At 57.3% G+C, this 18,025-nt stretch carries 14 protein-coding genes; 8 read left to right on the top strand and 6 right to left on the bottom strand.

The features are described from left to right. Window positions 1-57 precede the first annotated feature (57 nt). Window positions 58-837, top strand: coding sequence for a 3-oxoadipate enol-lactonase (pcaD, locus tag OHL22_RS09290; protein WP_263335949.1), 780 nt, complete (start codon window positions 58-60; stop codon window positions 835-837). An 18-nt stretch (window positions 838-855) separates the two neighbouring features. On the opposite strand, the gene OHL22_RS09285 is transcribed toward pcaD, so the two are convergent. Next, window positions 856-3,774, bottom strand: coding sequence for a glycosyl hydrolase 115 family protein (locus OHL22_RS09285; RefSeq protein ID WP_263335947.1), 2,919 nt, complete (start codon window positions 3,772-3,774; stop codon window positions 856-858). A gap of 100 nt (window positions 3,775-3,874) precedes the next feature. On the opposite strand from OHL22_RS09285, the gene OHL22_RS09280 reads away from it, so the two are divergent. Continuing rightward, the gene (locus tag OHL22_RS09280) at window positions 3,875-5,425 is read left to right on the top strand and encodes a TolB family protein (RefSeq protein ID WP_263335943.1); all 1,551 of its coding nucleotides are present in this window, start codon (window positions 3,875-3,877) and stop codon (window positions 5,423-5,425) included. A 50-nt stretch (window positions 5,426-5,475) separates the two neighbouring features. Here OHL22_RS09280 and OHL22_RS09275 read toward each other — a convergent pair whose 3' ends face one another. After that, window positions 5,476-5,658: a hypothetical protein gene (locus OHL22_RS09275; RefSeq protein WP_263335940.1), complete on the bottom strand. Its 183-nt coding sequence runs from the start codon at window positions 5,656-5,658 to the stop codon at window positions 5,476-5,478. Then, a complete protein-coding gene (locus tag OHL22_RS09270) occupies window positions 5,655-6,050 on the bottom strand; it encodes a DUF6677 family protein (protein ID WP_263335937.1) in 396 nt (131 codons plus the stop codon). Before OHL22_RS09270 ends, OHL22_RS09275 begins: the two co-directional genes overlap by 4 nt. Before the next feature lie 389 nt (window positions 6,051-6,439). On the opposite strand from OHL22_RS09270, the gene OHL22_RS09265 reads away from it, so the two are divergent. Continuing rightward, window positions 6,440-9,082 (top strand): protein kinase domain-containing protein, encoded by a 2,643-nt coding sequence (locus OHL22_RS09265; RefSeq protein ID WP_263335934.1) that lies wholly within the window; start codon window positions 6,440-6,442, stop codon window positions 9,080-9,082. Between the two features lie 501 nt (window positions 9,083-9,583). On the opposite strand, the gene OHL22_RS09260 is transcribed toward OHL22_RS09265, so the two are convergent. Both OHL22_RS09260 and OHL22_RS09255 read right to left on the bottom strand, forming a co-directional pair. Continuing rightward, a complete protein-coding gene (locus OHL22_RS09260; protein WP_263335932.1) occupies window positions 9,584-10,798 on the bottom strand; it encodes a M24 family metallopeptidase in 1,215 nt (404 codons plus the stop codon). Window positions 10,799-11,260: 462 nt separating this feature from the next. Beyond that, window positions 11,261-12,124, bottom strand: a complete 864-nt coding sequence (locus tag OHL22_RS09255) for a TIGR03435 family protein (protein ID WP_263335930.1) — start codon at window positions 12,122-12,124, stop codon at window positions 11,261-11,263. A gap of 166 nt (window positions 12,125-12,290) precedes the next feature. Here OHL22_RS09255 and OHL22_RS09250 point away from each other — a divergent pair, with 166 nt between their 5' ends. The 3 genes from OHL22_RS09250 to OHL22_RS09240 all read left to right on the top strand — a co-directional run bounded on the left by OHL22_RS09250 (window position 12,291) and on the right by OHL22_RS09240 (window position 13,599). Further along, the gene (locus tag OHL22_RS09250) at window positions 12,291-12,524 is read left to right on the top strand and encodes a type II toxin-antitoxin system Phd/YefM family antitoxin (RefSeq protein WP_263335928.1); all 234 of its coding nucleotides are present in this window, start codon (window positions 12,291-12,293) and stop codon (window positions 12,522-12,524) included. Between the two features lies 1 nt (window position 12,525). After that, on the top strand, window positions 12,526-12,915 hold the full coding sequence (locus OHL22_RS09245; RefSeq protein ID WP_263335925.1) for a type II toxin-antitoxin system VapC family toxin: 390 nt from the start codon (window positions 12,526-12,528) through the stop codon (window positions 12,913-12,915). 249 nt (window positions 12,916-13,164) lie between these two features. After that, window positions 13,165-13,599, top strand: coding sequence for a hypothetical protein (locus OHL22_RS09240; protein WP_263335922.1), 435 nt, complete (start codon window positions 13,165-13,167; stop codon window positions 13,597-13,599). Window positions 13,600-13,873: 274 nt separating this feature from the next. On the opposite strand, the gene OHL22_RS09235 is transcribed toward OHL22_RS09240, so the two are convergent. Then, on the bottom strand, window positions 13,874-14,743 hold the full coding sequence (locus tag OHL22_RS09235) for a transporter (protein ID WP_263335918.1): 870 nt from the start codon (window positions 14,741-14,743) through the stop codon (window positions 13,874-13,876). A 335-nt stretch (window positions 14,744-15,078) separates the two neighbouring features. On the opposite strand from OHL22_RS09235, the gene OHL22_RS09230 reads away from it, so the two are divergent. Both OHL22_RS09230 and OHL22_RS09225 read left to right on the top strand, forming a co-directional pair. Next, a complete protein-coding gene (locus tag OHL22_RS09230; RefSeq protein WP_263335915.1) occupies window positions 15,079-16,104 on the top strand; it encodes a sugar phosphate isomerase/epimerase family protein in 1,026 nt (341 codons plus the stop codon). A 241-nt stretch (window positions 16,105-16,345) separates the two neighbouring features. Continuing rightward, the gene (locus OHL22_RS09225; RefSeq protein WP_263335911.1) at window positions 16,346-17,332 is read left to right on the top strand and encodes a SpoIIE family protein phosphatase; all 987 of its coding nucleotides are present in this window, start codon (window positions 16,346-16,348) and stop codon (window positions 17,330-17,332) included. The last annotated feature ends 693 nt before the right edge of the window (window positions 17,333-18,025 follow it).

Genomic DNA, 18,025 nt, shown 5'->3' with positions numbered 1-18,025 from the left:
GGTGTGGCTCACGCTGTGGCACGTTGAGGGTTGCTAAGATGCGAGAGGAGAACTGCGATGCCGTTTGCTGACTTGAAGGACGTCCGCCTGCGCTACGAGCTGGAAGGAAGCGATGCTTCCCCAGTCCTGGTCTTGTCTAACTCTCTCGGCGTTTCGCTCGAGATGTGGGACTCGCAAATGACCGCATTTGCAAAGCATTTTCGCGTGCTTCGTTACGATACGCGCGGCCTCGGCGGCTCATCTGTACCCGTTGGCCCATACCTGGTCGATCAGCTCGGCGGCGATGTTCTCAACCTGCTCGACTCACTTGAGATCAAAGAAGCATTGTTCTGCGGCGTCTCCATGGGCGGACAGATCGGCCAGTGGCTCGGCATCCATGCACCAGATCGGATTCGCCGGATCGTCGTCGCATCCACGGCGGCAAAGATCGGCACTGACGAATCATGGAATGCGCGTATAGCCACGGTTCAATCCGAAGGATTAGCCCCCGTCATACCTGGAACGGTGGAGCGCTGGTTCACTGCCGATTTCCGCGCTCGATCCTTCGGCTCCGTTGCCATCGTTGAGAATATGCTTCGTTCTGTGTCTCCAGAGGGTTATGCCGCCAACTGCGCCGCCGTGCGCGATGCCGATTTTCGCGACGAGCTGCACCGCATCAAGGCGCCAACACTGGTCATCTCCGGCAAGCACGACGTCAGCACCACCATTGACGACGGGCGATTCCTGGCTGATGAGATACCACACGCGCATTTCGTGGAGTTGGATGCAGCACATCTCTGCAATGTCGAAGCAGTCGATGCTTTCAACGAAGCAGCGACGGAGTTTCTCACAATATAACGCTACGCTACGCCAGCCTCACTTCTGCGCCAGCACGCCGTGGAAGCTCTCCGGCGGTCCAAGATAGCTGGGCTTCAGCGCGCCATAACTCAGCACCAGCTTTTCCAGTACCACACCAGGATCAACAACACCGATCCTGAGCGTGTGATAGCCGGACTGATCGATGTGCAGCTTCGTCTCGATCTTGCGGCATTCATCGCTCACTGACTTTGCCCAGTCCTGATCGGTATTGCGCTCCAGCGCATCGACAACGATTGCAGGCTGATCGTCCACCGCAACCGAATAGCGTAATCCGCGACCCGGCACAAAGTTGAGCGAAGGCCCGATGATCGTCTGCAATGTGAAGTCGCCCTTGTCGAAGAGATACACCTTGTAATCGAGCGCCGCTGTCGGCTGCGGAGGCAGCACACTCGCCGCGATCACAGGAAACACGCTCATAGCCGAGCCGGTCAATCCATAATCGGGTATGCGATCCCAGTGCAGATCGCCGCTCGCCGAGATGCCCGTGTAGTGTGCGGCATCCATCGAAACATATCCGTCGCTTTCAACAAAGCCACCCGGCGCTGCCCGCGAAGGCATTGCCGGTTTTGTCGCAGAAATGCGAACCTTAATCGGCATACCGTTTCCAGATGCGATCGTAACGGTTCCCTCGGCCTGTTCGGAAGGAACCTTATCCCAATCAACGCTGATGTGCAGGCGCACAGATTTACTAACCTCAGCGCCGTTAGTGCTAAGCACGATCCACGGATCGGAAGCCGATGCGGTGAAGTGAAACGACCCTGTTCCGCGATTGAAGACATCGACGTAGCGAGTCTCACGTTCGTAGTTATCAAAGCTCAAATGCGGCGGCGCGTATCCTGACGCTCCCTCAGAGCTGAATGCTCCTTCCGCATTCACCGCCATCTGCGGCTCGGCCAGCGGTTGCATTTCAGTGACTGCAGGCATCGCATTCACCGGAGGCTGCTGCCAGTACCAGTAGCCCAGATGCGTCTGGTCCATCATGTGGTCCCACTTGCCGTTCGCCAGCACATGGTTGTACTGGTCCGTCAAATCAGCATCGGCCTTGAAGAGCGAGCGCACCTGATCCGCATAATCGTTCGCATCGGCGCGGCCTTCGCGTGCGTATAGATGATTGCGGCCCGCCGCAATGTACATCTCATTCACAATCGTTGGAGCCTTGATTGGATGCAGCACCAGCTCAAAGTAAGCATCCTGTTCATCCGCAGGAATCTCCTTCTGCAACGCCTCTGCTCTCGCTAGCAGATCCTTCCACTCCTGCTCCACGCGGTCGGCTTCGTCGTAATTCGTCAGGCTGTAAGTATCCGGCTCCAGCAACTCAGGCTTGCGGCGGCCCTGATATTTCAGCTCCGTTGATACAAGATCCGCGATCTCATCCGCATGCTCCGGGCCAAACTCGCGCGCCGCCCACAATCGCGTGAACTCCTGCAAATGATCCTTGTCCCATCGTTGCGGATCGCGCGCAAAATCAAGAAAAAACTCAATCGGAAACTCCATCGGCTTCAGGTCGCCGACATTCACCACCCAGATCTTCGTCGCGCCATAATGCAGCGCAAGATTCATCTGCTCCCACACCTTCGGAATCGGGTTCGTATTGATCCACTTGTAGTTGCGCGGATCGCCCACATAATCAAAGTGGTAGTAGATGCCCGCTCCGCCCGCCCGCTTGCGCTCCTCCGGCGTCGGCAGCCGCCGAATGTTGCCCCAGTTATCGTCACACCACAGCAGCGTCACATCATCCGGCACACGCATGCCTTTTTCGTAATAAGCCTGCACCTCTTTGTAGAGCGCCCACACCTGCGGATCGGAAGCCAGCGTCGGCGTAAGATGATCCGCGATGATCTTGCGCTGGTCCGAGACAATCTTTTCCAGCAGCGCAATATTTTGCCCTTCGGTCATCGGCATATCGCCATCGCCGCGAATGCCAATCGTGATCGTGCTCTCGTAATTCTTGTTGCGTTCAATCCCCTCGGTCCAGAATTTGCGTAGCTCTTCACCGTTTGCCGAGTAGTCCCACGGACCCGTTCCATGCCGCTTCCACTCCTGCTGCGCACGAATCATCGGCTCATGATGACTCGTTCCCATCGCAATGCCGTATTCATTCGCCAGCTTCGGATTCTCCGGATCGTCTTCGTTGAACGCATTGCCCCACATTGCAGGCCACAGATAATTTGCGCGCAATCGCAACAGCAGCTCAAAGACCTTCGCATAGAACTGATGATTCAGCCCGCCAAACTTTTCATGCGCCCAGCCCGTCAGCGCAGGCGCTTCGTCATTGAGAAAGATGCCGCGATACTTCACCGCCGGCTCACCATGCACATAACGTCCCGCGTCGATATACAGCGCATCCTTGTGGTGCACCGGCACATCCGCCCACCAATACCACGGCGAAACGCCAATCTGTTCCGAGATATCGTAGATGCCGTAAATCGTCCCGCGTTTATCGCTACCCGCAATCACCAGCGCTCGCGCAACACCCGGCATCGGACGCTCCACCACCTGCACCAGCGTGCACTCCCACTTGCCGCGAATCTCCGCCACATCGATTTTGTGTCTGTGAATCAACTCATCGATCAGCGCACTTTTGCCGATGGTGCCGATAATCACCGCATCGCCCGACGGCTTCCGTTCTTCAAGCTGCGGCGTAAGAGAAGTAACCCGTTGCACATCCGCCTGCAGATCATGCGCTGCGCGCGTCACTCCCGGATATTCCTGCGGATCGACAAAGATAGTTGCCGTCTTGCCGTTCACCGCGAGCGCAAAGCTGCCTGGAGTTGGCGTAACGCCGGCATATTTCTTTTCTCCAAGCGCCCGCGCTTGCAGCGTGCAGCAGACCGCAAACAGCAAAAGAGAAACCGTCACCAGGGCCCGCGCGATACGGGCCACGGCAGCCTCGCAGCGAAAGGGAAGAGGGTCCATGGGCGCAATCTTTATACAGTGGTAAATCGATATATTGCAAGTCCCGAAATAAATCGCCAGCCATCTTGACACCCACTCCGTCGCAGCTTACAGTTCGCCCATGCGATGCTTTGGCTCTTCTCTCGTTCTCTGTGCCGCGCTGTGCCTTGCGGCTGATTCTGCTGCATCTTTTGCCGCTGCTTCTTCCACTGCCGTCGGCGAGTTCGAGAGCCATGCAGACGTTGGAACAGTGCTGCATCCCGGCATCACAACTTATGACGCAGCAAACAGGACATACACCATCACCGGCTCCGGCGCAAATATGTGGACCACTGAAGATGCCTTCCAGTTCGCATGGAAGAAAATCTCCGGAGATGTTTCAGTCACGGCGGATATCCGCTTTCCCAAAGTGGGCAGCAATCCTCATCGCAAAGCTGTGCTGATCATGCGGCAGAGCCTCGCTGCCGACTCAGTTTATGCCGACGTGGCACTGCACGGGGTTGGACTGACAGCGCTGCAATATCGTCCGCAAATAGGCGCCATGACTTCCGATGTTGAGTTGAACTTCACAAAGATCACCGACGCGCCAACGCGCTTCCGCATCGAGAAGCACGGCGACCACATTCTCATGTTCGTCAGCTTTCATGGCGAGCCATTGCATTTCTCGGGCGCAGCCGCCCGCGTGCATCTTGACGGACCCTTCTATATCGGCCTCGGTGTTTGCTCGCATGACAAAGATCTGTCGGAAACAGCCATCTTCTCCAACGTCGAAATTCACCAGCTCTCAGATATGAAACCGATGGCCTCAGCGCCGACGCTTTACAGCACGCTCACCACCATCTCCATCAGTCCCGATGCGCCCGTCTCAAGAGTCGTCTCCTCGCAGGCAGGCCGCTTCCAGGCGCCCAACTGGTCGCGCGATGGCAAGTCGCTCTTCTTAGACATGAGCGGTCGCATCATGTCGGTGCCCGCCGCGACTGCGGGAGACGGCGCGCCCACAGCGCTTGAGATAGGCTCAGCCACCGCATGCAACGGCAGCCATGGAACCTCGCCCGACGGCAAAGAGCTGGCCATCAGTTGCAGCATGCCCGACGCGTCCGGATCGCACGTCTACGCAGTGCCCATCGACGGAGGCACACCACGCATCATCACGCAGAATCCATCTTCGTACTTCCATAGCTGGTCGCCCGACGGCAAAACCATCGCCTTCACCCGCCCCCATCCCGGCGGCGGAGACATCTGGAGCATCCCCGCACAAGGTGGTGCTGAAACGCGCATCACCACCACAGCAGGCATCAGCGACGACCCCGACTATTCGCCTGACGGCCAATACATCTACTTCAACTCCGACCGTGGCGGTGGCACCATGCAGATCTGGCGCATGCGTGCAGACGGCACAGGCGCCGAGCAGATCACCTCAGACGACTGGAACAACTGGACGCCGCATCCCTCGCCCGACGGCAAATGGATCGTCTTCCTGAGCTATCCCAAAGACGTAACCGGCCACCCAGCAAACAAGGACATTTCGCTGCGTCTCATGTCGCTAAGCGACCGCAAAATTCGCGATCTTGTCGATGTCTTCGGCGGCTCAGGCACCATGAACACGCCCAACTGGGCTCCCGACAGCCAGCACCTGGCCTTCGTCAACTACGAGCTTGTAGATCCGGAATAGAAACCGCGGGCAATCGCGCCGCGTTGCTCTGTAAGTACAGAAAGTCGTGCTCAACGCGCCATGAAGTACATCAGCCAGCTCAGCACAATCGCCGACCCAACGAAGAGCCCAAACGCCGCCGCGCCATACTTGAACATGCGCTTCGCCTCATCGCGCTGCGTAATGCCCAGCACGATCGAGACAAAGAAGGAGAACAGCAGCACAGCCGAAAAGTGCGATGGATGAAGGGTCATCGTTTCCTGCCTATGTACAGGTTGTGCGCATCCACCGCTGCAATAATGTTCAGCAGTCCCGCGATCACGATAAACCGCGTGCCGTAATCCGCCGTCGTCACCTGAATGGCATCCGCTCCCAGGCCAAGCTGGCGCGTCACCACGTAAAACAGCCCGCTCCCCAGGTCGCCGGCCAGTCCCAGCATATCCAGAATGCCCTGCGCGCTGGTAAACAGCTTGCCCTGCATCGCCACGCCCAGCACAAACATGCTGCCGATGGCGACAAACAGCAACGCCCCGCGAATCCACTTCTTCTGCATCAGGTGCCCCGCGCCGGGGATGAGCCACCCCGCGATCAGAGGCCCATATTTGAATCCGCTCGCAGCGGAGCTCTTGCTGGCTACAGTGCTCATCGACCCATTCTATCGTATAGACGTCCCGCGCCTGCTTTGGGGGCGGCGCTTGCAGCGTATGCACTCAAGTCCATACGAAATCCCGGCACAGCAAGATTCAGTCTCCCGGTGCTCGACGGGATCAGCCGCTGACAATCTGCCTATCTTCCGAGTTACTAACTCAGCCGCCAGCTTCTCACAGAAAATCCGCTGGAATTAACACAATCGAAACACTTATCCCGCTACAAACATTAAGTAAGCTCGCAGCACATCCGAACTGCGTACTGAGGCTCGCGTAGGTGCTTTCTGCGCCCGTCGCCTCGCGCCGCAGCATTCCCCCTCGGGCATTTCATTCCGGCTTTTTGAGCAGATGCTGCGAAAAAACTCGCTGAGTTGGTTACGAGGGAATTATGCAGGCGGGTACACGAATCGGTGACTTCGAGATGATCCGGCAACTCGGCACAGGCGGTATGGCCGAGGTTTGGCTGGCGCGCAATCCTCACATGAACCGGCAGTTTGCGGTGAAGTTCATCTTGCCGCATCTGGCCGCCAACCGCGAAATTCAATCGCGCTTCCGCGACGAGGCGTGGCGTCAGTCCGGACTGCACCACCCCAACATTGTGCAGATCTTCACCGTGGTCACCGAGGCCGAGCAGAACTACATCGTCATGGAGTACGTCGAGAGCAGCCTGGACCGGCATCTCGCCACGTTAAACGGCCGACCCATGCCGGTTCCCGAATCGATCGATATCGCGCTGCAGGTGCTTGATGCGCTTGAATACACGCACTCCCTTTCCGATGGAGCGTTGATCCATCGCGACATCAAGCCTTCCAACATTCTCATTAAGTCAGACGGAGCGGTACGGCTTACCGATTTCGGCATCGCTCTCGCCACGCGCGAAGCGCGTAAGACCATGACTGGGCAGGTTCTCGGCACCTCGCTCTACATGAGCCCCGAGCAGATCACCGCCCCGGCGCGTGTCGGCGCCGGCAGCGATATCTACAGCTTCGCCTGCGTGCTCTATGAGATGCTCACAGGCGCGCCGCCATTCGGAACCGCAACCGATACCGATTTCACCATCCAGACCGACCATGTAAACCGCATGCCCGACCCGTTGCACTCGCGCAACCCGAATGTCCCCGCGCGTCTGGAGTGGATCGTCTGGAAGGCAATGGCGAAAGACCCTGCAAACCGCTTCCAGAGCTGCCACGAGATGGCTCAGGCGCTGCTGGCCGCCTACCGCGAAGAAAATCTGCCAATGGAGATGCTGCGTTCTTATCGCGGCGGCCTCACCTCCTCCTGGGCCAATCCATATCCAGCGCAGCAACCGGCCCATCCGCCAACCGTCGTGCAGCCTTATCCGCAGGCTCCATATCAAGGACCGGTCACGCCGCAGCCTCAAGCCCCCGCACAACAATCATGGCCTCAACAGCAGTCATGGCCGCAGCAGCAACCTCTGCCACAGCAGCCGTGGCCGCAGCCGCAGTATCCGCAAACCCCATGGCAGGCAGGCACGAACTCCTCAGCCCCCGGTGTTGTTTCGGGATCTGGCGTCTATCAGCAGCCATCCGGACCGCACAGTGCTCCGCCCATCCAACCTCCGCCCTCGCAGCATCCCTACGCCGTGCAGTCCGCAACCCTAAATCCCGCACCACAACCGAAACGAGGCGGCCTGTCCAAGCCTTTGATGATCCTCGCCGCCGTGCTGCTCCTGGCCGCAATCGGCGGAGGTGTCTGGTGGTTCATGCGCGGCGACGTCATTCTGCGTCTCGAGGGCTCCACTTCTGTCGGCGACAAGCTAGCACCCGCTCTCGCCTCGACCTATATGGACCGCGTGCTTCACGCCTCCGGCATCCATACCGATGTAAAGACCGCCAAGGACAAGGACGGCAAAGACTACAAGATCTTCGAGATCTCCGGCCGCGTCAACGGCGCAAAGAAGATCATCCACATCGTCTCCAACGGTTCCGGCAACGCCTTCACCGCGCTGGCCGGACAGACCGCCGATCTCGGCATGGCGTCGCGTCCTTACTCCAGCAGCGACTCGCCCGATCTGAGCTATCTGCCCTCATCCAACGCCAACGAGCACGTAGTCGCCCTCGATGGCATCGCCGTCATCGTGAATCCCGCCAACCACATCGCATCCTTGTCCATCAGCCAGCTGCGCGGCATCTTCACCGGTTCCACGAGCCAATGGTCTGAGATCGGCGGCACCGGCGGACACATCCACTGCTACGGCCGCGAACTCACCTCCGGCACCTACGAGATGTTCCGCAATAAGCTCGTCGGCAGCAAAGGCAAGCTCACCGCCATCGACTCAGCCGACCAGTTCTCCAACGGCCAGTCCGTCGTAGACAAAGTGCTCTCCGATCCCGACGGCATCGGCTACGTTACCTTCACTCAGGCTGGCGGCGTTCGTTCAGTCGCTGTCTCCGACCAGGGAACGATGCCGCTCTACGCCAACGCCCTCACCGTCTCCACAGAGGACTACGTTCTCACCCGCCGCCTCTATCTCTACCAGCCGCGCGACTCCAGCAAGCAAGCTGCAGATTTCATCGCCTTCGCTCAGGGCGCAGACGGCCAAAACGTCGTAGCCTCCAACGACTTCGTCTCGCTCATCCCCAAGGTGCATCCCTTCGAGGTATCGCTCGACGCCCCGCCGGACTACCGTGAAGCCGTCAACGGCAAAGGCCGCCTCGGCATCAGCTTCCGCTTCACCAGTGGCAACGCCAACCTCGCTGGCGGCAATCAGTACTCGCTCGACAGCCTTGCCGAAGACAATGTTCTGCGCCTCAAGAACTACATTCAGGAGCACCCCAACGACCAGATCACGCTCCTCGGTTTCACCGACAGCCGCCCCAGCCGCCTCAAATCCAACAAGGAGCTCGCCATGGACCGCGCCAACAGCGTCTCTCGCGAGCTGGAACAGAACGGCATCAACGCGCAGGTCTACGCTCTCGGCGACGAAATGCCCGTAGCCAGCAACGTCACCCCCGACGGTCAGGCCAAGAACCGCCGCGTAGAAGTCTGGGTCCACTCCAGCGGTGGATAGAGGCTGCTCCGAAAGCCGGCTGGAAAATGAAGAGAACAGGGCAATTATGCCCTTAGATTGCTGAAAAACCTACTGTTTTGAAAGGGCACGAGTTTACTCGTGCCGTAAAAAGCTGCAAATAGAAGGCGGCTTCAGCCGCCGAGGGATGTAGTTCAACTCCTGCTGGACTTTGCTGGCAGCCCGAGGGGCATTTATGCCCCTGAATGGCGGCGATAAAAGAAAGCGGCTTCAGCCGCGGGCTCTCTTGCGAATTCGCACACGCTTCCGTTGCCGCGGTCGGCAACGATGGTGTCTTCGACAATGGAGTACGGGCGGACTCATAAAAAGGGATAGGCAGGAAAAGGGTAGGCCGGGGATTTATCCCCGGCATCAAGCCAATACACACATCGGGGCTTCAGCCCCTGAGGCGAGTTTTGATTGTTGCAGCAGTTCAAAGGGTTTCAGGATAGTGAACGGTTTTCCAGTCGACAAGAACCGCCAGCCAGGGCTTTCGCGCCAGACTCAGATCCTCACCAACTCCTGCTGCCGCGGTCCCGTAACCCAGGCCTTCCCCGGAGCCGTCATCATGTCCACCTCGCTCCGCACCCCAAACTGCGGCTGCGCGGCATACCCCGGCGGCAGATACACCCCCGGCTCAACCGAGAAGCACGTATTCGGCAAAATCAGCCGCTCGTCATGCGTCTCCAGATTGTCCAGATGCGCCCCCGCTCCATGCAGATCGGTGGCAATGCTATGCCCTGTGCGATGCGTAAAGTAGTCGCCAAACCCGGTCCGCCGGATCACTTCACGCGCAGCGTCATCCGCCTCAAACCCACGAATCGGAATCCCCGCTGCAAAAGCATCTTCGATCTTCTTGATAGCTGCATCCCGCGCATCGCGAACAGCCACAAACACCCGCTGCTCCAGCTCCGTCGGCTCGCGTCCAATCACGCCCGTCCACGTAATGTCGTAATGAATGCTCGGCCTGCCGCTCGCCAGCGCTTCGGTTTTGGCCCAGATATCGATCAGTAGAAAGTCGCCGTTGCGGATTGGCTGAGATCTCTCCCGCGTCGGCTCATAATGTGAATCGGCAGCATTCGCCCCCACGCTCACATTCGGCCCGTTCTCCCACGTCAGCCCCTCGCGGCGCATCGCGTCGGAGAACCATTCCACCAGGTCAAACTCCGAAATGCTCCCCGGTCGTCCCGACGCCGGCCGCAACACCCGGCCTACCTCGCGAAAAGCCTGCGCCAGAATCGCATCAATCTTCCGCTGGGCTACCGTGTGGCTCGCCATCTGCTCCGCCGTCAGCACCGCCTCAAACTGACTCACCAGGTCTGCCGAGCTCACGATCTCCTTACCCAGCGACCGTAAAAACTCCACCGTCCCAGCATCCACCATCGAGACATACATGATCGCGTTGCGCGGCGAATACTGCATCGCCAGCCGCCGCGTGCCCGTCAGCATCGTGTCGAGCGTCGTTTCCAGCTCCTGCCAGCCTGAGTAAAGCCCCTTGCTCCCTGGCAGACTGTCCAGCCGCTGTGACTCGATGCGATGCACTAGCTTCCGCGGCTCGCCCACGGCAGGCACCAGGTAATACCAGCGCCGCGTCACATGCGCATGAGGATCAAGCCCAAGAATGCGTTCCCCGATGGGATCGCGATGATGATGGTCGTAAAACAGCCAGCCGTCCAGCGAAGCGGCCTGCAGCGCGGCCTGAATAGCATCCAATTGCATGGGGACAGAATACGCGATTTCAATGGCCTCAGCGGTATCGGGCAGGACGCAGGCAAAACGTGCTTCAGCTAGGTGCCCCAGATCTCGATTTTGAGACCCGGGACACCACCACTCGCGCCACCATTAAACCAACTTCGTGCGCAGCACGAACCGGAGGGAGCAGCAGCCTTAAGGCTGCTGAATTCAAGGCTGAACATGAAAGTGGCTTTAGCCGCGGGCCGTTTGACGCGCATCCACACCTCTTGGTCGAAGTCCTCACGTGGATGCTTCAGCCGTAGGCCTGGAAAGATGATCGGATACGGATGCCCAGTACTCCAGGTCTCAAATGCGAAACCTGCGCCATCCGTCAATCGCGGCTACCGCGTAGATCGTAAAAGATGATTGACCAACGCCGAGATAAAATTGCCGGAATTGGTTCGTGTGCTTCCTGATCCTGAGCACGACCAGCCAATCATTCATCTTTCAGTTCGGCGTCGGTCGCTTCAGTTGATCGATCACGAGTACCTCAACGGGTCCCTTTCGTGATTCCAGTTTCAAGCCAAGCTGTTCTTGGAGTGCCGTATATAGTGACGGTCCTCCTTGTTCTGTAGGAACTACGCTTGTGACTGGATGGCTTGTACCCAGCCCAGCCATTGCGTTTGCTCCGCTTTCATTCCGCGTCCACTTTAGCGTGAAGTCATAGCTGTCCTTTAATCCAGTTTGGTCGATTATGGGGCGCCCACCAACGTCGACGTTGCCTGAAAGCCAATCAGCAAACATACCCATTGACACGCTTGATGCATGCAACTCTCCTCTCGATCCGCCCCAGAGCGAGGGCATATGCGCTTTCCCGTGCTCAACCACCTCGAGTTTCGGTCCGTTCTTCGCCACAACCAGTGCATATACCGGAAGCATTTTGGTGCGCGTACTCGTAGTTAAGCCAAAGCGATCTGTTAGCAGCGATTGCATCATCAGGCGATATTGATCGAGCCTTTGTGCAGGCTGAAGCTTCTGCATCGCTTCCGCCTCCGTATCGTCGATCTTCGCTTGGATATCGAATTTCTCCGAAGTCGCCCACTTCGGCTCTCCCTCAATTCCGTTGCTCGCCTTCACGTTGTAAGCGAGTTTGATTAGCTCTTCGACCGTCGCACTCCTTGCGCTGAATCTCCCTGGCGCAATTCCGAAGTTGGTGCTTGGAGAGTCGTTAGGCGAAGGTTTGACTGTGGCTACCTCAAACGAAGGTGTTGGTCCAGCGATTGGATGAACTAATTGAGCGTGCACGCCTGGGACCAACAAAGATGCCAGGAGAATTGGAAAGGCAAACATCGTCATTGCAGTCGATCTCACGGAAGCTTCTTGCCTAACGTCAATTTCACGCCGGACTGTTTTGGCCGTGCGGTCCAACCTGAAATCGTACCACCACCACAAACCTAATTCGTACGCAACATGAACCCCGAACTCTGTTTCCCCTTACCCATGCATTATGGCCATAATTTATGGCTATAATGAATAGATGACCACGGTTGGCATCGCCGAAGCCAAAAATATGCTGCCCGAACTGATCCGCGCGGTGGAAGCAGGGGAACAGGTCGTTATCACTCGTCATGGCGTTCCAGTGGCGCAGATTGCTCCGCCGCCCCCAACAAAGCGCAAGGTCATTCTGGGTGGCATGGAAGGGCAGATTCGATTCAAGCCTGGATGGGATGAGGCGATAACCGAAGAAGATTTGCTCGGATCGAGACTTTAGATTGCCTGCCCATCTGCTGGACACCAACATCGCACTCTTCGCAACCGGAGATCCGGCAAGGCTCACCAGCGCGGCTCGTAAGGCCATTCTTTCCGGCAACAATGCCCTGAGCGTCCTGTCGTACTGGGAAGTCACCATCAAGAGCATGAAAGGGTCTCTCGACGTAGGTGATCCGCGCGTCTGGTGGAGCAATGCTCTGGAACAGCTTTCCGCTACAGTGCTTCCGGTGCGTCCCAATCACGTCACCGGAGTCTACTCACTGCCGTCCTTGCATAAAAATCCGTTTGACCGGCTGCTGATCGCGCAGGCCATAGCAGAGGGCCTTACATTGATTACCGCTGATCGAGAAATCGTCACGTATGCGAATGCCGGATTGAAGAGCATCACCTAGCGTCAAAGCGTGCGGTAGAACCGTGCAAAGCACGAAAACTACAGAGACTCCTGAGTTGCTGTATCCCGAAGCTGCGACATCATCAGGGATCGGCAATCTAGGGCAGCACTCAAAAAGACACAGTGACTCAGGAATCGCTCTAACAGGCTGCTGAAAAACCCGGTTGAGTTTCTTGGGGAGTCGCTACAATCACCCAGGGCAGCAGTAGGTGCGAGGGGACGGAGAGTGAAAAAGGCTGAAGGAGCATTCTTGACTGCGGTGATGGTTCTGACGATTGGATGCGACCCCGGAATGATGATCCGGCAGACCTCATCGATTGGAGCGGCAAAAGGAGCGAGTGTAGCCGTTTACGTCAAGACAAGCCATCCATTAATTGGCGAGACTTGGTATGCGCCGGAAGTTAAGGTCACCAATTCGTCCGATTCGTCGATTGCCGTTACTGGTGTCGAGCTGGCTGCGCGAAGCGTCATTTACGCAAACAAGCCTCGACGGCCCGGAACGTATCCGCTGATAGTGCCACCGGGAAAAACAGAAGCTCTAGACATTTGGTTCGACCTCCACGATAACGTAAAGAAGACTTTTCAAGAGCCAGCCGAGCTTCGCGTACATTACCAGAGTAGCGGTAAAGAGGCGATTGCGCAGGCGAACCTAACCGGGGGACCGCTGAATACTAGTGCTCCGTAGGATGCGCACCGCTTCCTGAAATCAGAAAGTTAGCTATTTCCACGGTCCAAGCTGGTAAGAAGAAGGGATGCGTGGAGACGACGGGCAGCAGCTGGAAGTATTCAGCTATGTAAGCCCTGAGCAGCGAATCCCTCAAGACCATCCGCTTCGCCCCCTGCGCGTTATGGCCGACAAGGCGTTGTGTGAGTTGCAACCTCAATTCAGGCGACGGAGTGCTTGAAGAGACCCACAGGAGGCAGGTTATGCCTGAATCAGTTCGTTTTTCAGCAGCCTGCTAGAAGGTATAACGCGCCGTGAAATTGACATTGTGGTTGGTGGTGTGGAACGACGAAGTCGCAATCTGTATCGCCGCGCCGAACATCAGACCCTCACGACGCTTCGGATCGCTTGGATAAAACTTAAACGGTCCTGCCAGCACGCCCGGCGTAATGAAGTTCTGCTTCTTGCCGTCATTCGGGCCACCATTGAAAAAGGAGGCATTATCTTCCACCTCAACCCACCCCTGTTTGGCGAAATGGTATTGAGCGTTGGTATTAGAGGACAACGTGCGGCCCAGTGTATCCGCTTGCTCCGTTGGAATGGCTGCGCCAAAGCAGGAGGTGACGTTGAATTTTCCAAAGCCTTTTCCCGCTCCTACAAAGGGTCCAATGGTCGGGTGTGCCGCACCGTTCTTATGATCGCCGGTGGGCACCGTCGCGTTGATGAAGGCGCTGACGACGTAATTGCCTTCCTTTTCATTCCGCGACAGGAACCGGTATTTTCCAGAAAAGCCGAGGTCGCCAAAACCATCGACTGTGGCATTGCTGTGCTGAAAGTAATCCGGATAGAAGATATCAACTTCCGTATTCTTCAGCGGAATAAGATTGATGCCCCGGCTGTCTCCATAGTTCCATGTGGTCACATGAGTGGGCGAGACTGTCCGGTAGAAATCCGCACGCACAACCTGGATGAGCTGTGGATACGGCGAAACCACTGGCGGAGCCCACTTGGGCTGCTGCGCAAGTGTGGCCGTTGCGCGCGCCTGCCAGCGTGAGAAGAAATTGTCTTGTGCCTGAACAACCGTCGAAGCAAGAAGAAGGGCAGAAAACAAGCTGCCGATAGAGAGGGAGCGGCGCCCCGAAGGACGAAGCTGTAAAAGATGCAAGGGAATGGTCTCCTGAAAAAAGCGCTCAATACTGATAGTTGGAAAGAACTAAACCACAGCTTAGGTCCGTGAATAGCCTGGCGCATCCACCGTAAGGTTGGGTATGAATTCAATCTAGAGATGGAGATATCGACCAGGCAAATTTGCCCTTCACCGCATCGGATCAACCTGCATATTCGTGGCTGTTCCAGTCTCGTCAAATTGGAATTTGCGCCGCAGAGGTGCAAGACAAGTTCAGCCTGCTATGGTGTATTGGTCCCAATCCCGTTTGGGCTCGTCTTCTCCAACAGCTCGTTTTTCCAACTATTAGCTGTTTACTTATTTCGGAGTTTCCAGTGTCTACTCTCTCGCGCCGTACCTTCCTGCAGACCTCGAGTGCCGCCGCTATCGCCGCAGCGCTTCCGCAAATACTCCACGCCGCCACCGTCACCAGCTGTGAATTCAAGCTGGCCGTCATCACCGACGAAATCTCGCCCGACTTCGATCACGCCTGCTCTGTCATCGCCAATGATTTCGGCATGCGCCACGCCGAGCTCCGCACCATGTGGAGCAAAAACATCACCAGCATGGGCGACGACGATCTTGCCCGCGCCGAAGCCACCCTGCGCAAATACAAGCTGCAAGTGACCGACATCGCCAGTCCGCTCTTCAAGACCGACTTCCCCGGCGCGCCCATCTCCAAATCCAGCCCGCGCACCGATACGCACGGCGCAAGCGCAGATCTCAAAGAGCAGGATGAACTCCTCGAAAAATCCATCGCCCTCGCCAAACGCTTCAAGACCGACCGCATCCGCTGCTTCGACTTCTGGCGTCTCGACGACCCCACGCCCTACCGCGCCGCCGTCAACGCCAAGCTGCTCGAAGCCGCCAACCGCGTCGGCAAAGAGCATCTGATCCTCGTCCTCGAAAACGAATTCGAGTGCAACACCGCCACTGGCCGCGAAGCCGCGCAAACCCTCGCCGCCGTGCAATCACCTTGGCTCCAGCTCAACTGGGACCCCGGCAACGCCGTCGCACGCGGCGAGCTCGACGCCTTCCCCGCCGGCTGGGACCTGCTGCCCAAAGACCGCATCGGCCACTGCCACGTGAAGTGCGCCATCGCCGAACCGGATACCAAAGCAGGATTCGAATGGGCCCCGGTAGGCAAAGGCTCTCCGGATTGGGTTGGGCAGTTCAAAGCTCTCAAGAAGATCAAGTACCGCCACGCCGTCAGCCTCGAAACCCACTGGCGAGGCGGCGGCTCACCAGAAGCCTCCACCCGCATCAGCTGGACCGGCATGCACGAAGCCCTGGTCAAAGCCGGCGCCGCCGCACCCTCCCCAGTCCCCGGCACCTGGCCCCAGGTCGACATCACCGGTTAGGAGATTTGCGTGTTGCGGATGCGTGTAATGGGATGTCGGGAGCGTCCGCCATACTCATCACTGAGCCACAAATTGCCCGCCCCGAGTTGCCAGTCAGACTTGTCCACCCTGTACCCTCAACCCAATCGCCATCCAAAGGATTTTCTGAGCCTGATCGATCCCAGAGGCATCCATAGGGGAACGGCATAAAGAAGATTCGCTTCCGCAGATCTGGAAAGGAGTTCTCAAAATGAATTCGGTCATGGCGATCGCAGCTGACACATTCCGGCCTCAACTCCTCGAGCGGCGCTCGCGGCTGCAGGCTGCTTCCGGCACAGTTTCCGATGACTATCTCAGCGAGTTGATCGCCGAGGTCGATGCGGCTCTCGAAAGGATCGAGCTTGGCTCGTTCGGCATCTGCGAGAGCTGCCACGACACGATCGAGGCAGACCGGTTGAAGCACAACCCGCTCTGCCGATTTTGTCTCGATCACCTCAACCAGGCAGAACGGAAGAGCCATCAGCAGGATCTCGATTTAGCAACGCAAATCCAGTCTCAGCTTCTGCCATGCCGCAACATCGCCCTCGATAACTGGGAAACGCAATATCGCTATGAGCCCGTAGGCGCGGTCGGAGGCGACTACTGCGATTTGATAGTCAAGACAGCCGATTCAAGCAATCACCAATCCCTTTTTTTTGCCGTCGGTGACGTAGCCGGCAAGGGAGTCGCGGCTTCCTTATTGATGACGCACCTGAGCGCTATCCTTCGTAGTCTGTCGTTGATGGATCTGCCTCTGGAGGAGATGGTTTCGCGCGCCAACCGGCTCTTTTGCGAAAGCACCGGACCCGCTCACTACGCAACCCTGGTATGCGGTCGCACGACCCTCACAGGAGTTGAAGTTTGTAACGCAGGCCATTGCCCTCCGCTGCTTCTGCGGCAGGAGGGAACCGAGCGGCTCGATTCAAACGGCCTGCCGCTGGGTCTTTTCAGCGGTGGCCAATACACGATAACGCATCGCTCTCTCGGCGCAGGCGAAAGTCTCGTCCTATATTCCGACGGCATTACCGAGGCTCAGTGTCCCGCAGGCGAGGATTATCAGGAAGAACGCCTCGTCAGCTCTCTACGCGATCGATTCGAACACGGACCGGAAGCAATGGCAGACGGAGTCCTGCACGACATAGCTCGATTCCGCGAAACCCATCCCGCATCCGACGATATGACCGTGCTAGTTGTACGTAAGCGCGTGTAGCGCAGCGCAATTCTCTACTCCATTTGCCGGGTGGCCTAAGTCTCACTCACCAGAATCCACCACAAATGCGGGTGCCCCCTATCTACGCACGTTTTTGCGCAGATGTGGGTACCACCAATGCCAGTCGCACCCTGTCGTCGTTCCATTTTCAAATCACCAAAACTTTACGGGTGCCCCATCCTTTCTATGTTCTTAGTAGAAAGAGTGGGATAGCAAATGCCCGCAGTTCAAACACCCTATTCGTGCGCAGCACGAACCGGAGGGAGCTGCAGCCTTCAGGCTGCTGAAGTCAAGGCTGAACATAGAAGTGACTTTAGCCATGGGCCGTTGGAAAAACACCGTACATTCTTGGCCCAAGTCCTCATGTTTGATGACCAACCTTCCGGCAACCCTTTCGCATGACTAGATTTGACGAAAAATCTTGCCGCAACCTCCGCTTATTCGCCTTTTGTTCGCTATAATGGATTTTTAGTTTGGTACCAGCTTTTGCACGTCATTTGCGATTGCTCTTGCAAGAGAATTTCATAGACTGCTAGAACACGGATGTACCCACGCATGTTGCCGAAGAACCTTGATCATTTCCTTCTCTACAAAAGCGTTGCGGAGATTGTCGGAGAGCAAGCGTCATGCGGTTCGCAAGCTAGGCGTTTTAGTTGCTGCAGCCCTTCACGCTCGTTTGGCTGATCTTTTGGC

The sequence above is a fragment of the Acidicapsa dinghuensis genome (assembly GCF_025685685.1).
Taxonomy (GTDB): domain Bacteria; phylum Acidobacteriota; class Terriglobia; order Terriglobales; family Acidobacteriaceae; genus Acidicapsa; species Acidicapsa dinghuensis.
Note: the sequence above shows the minus strand (reverse complement) of the source record. Positions and strands in the feature narration are given on the sequence as shown.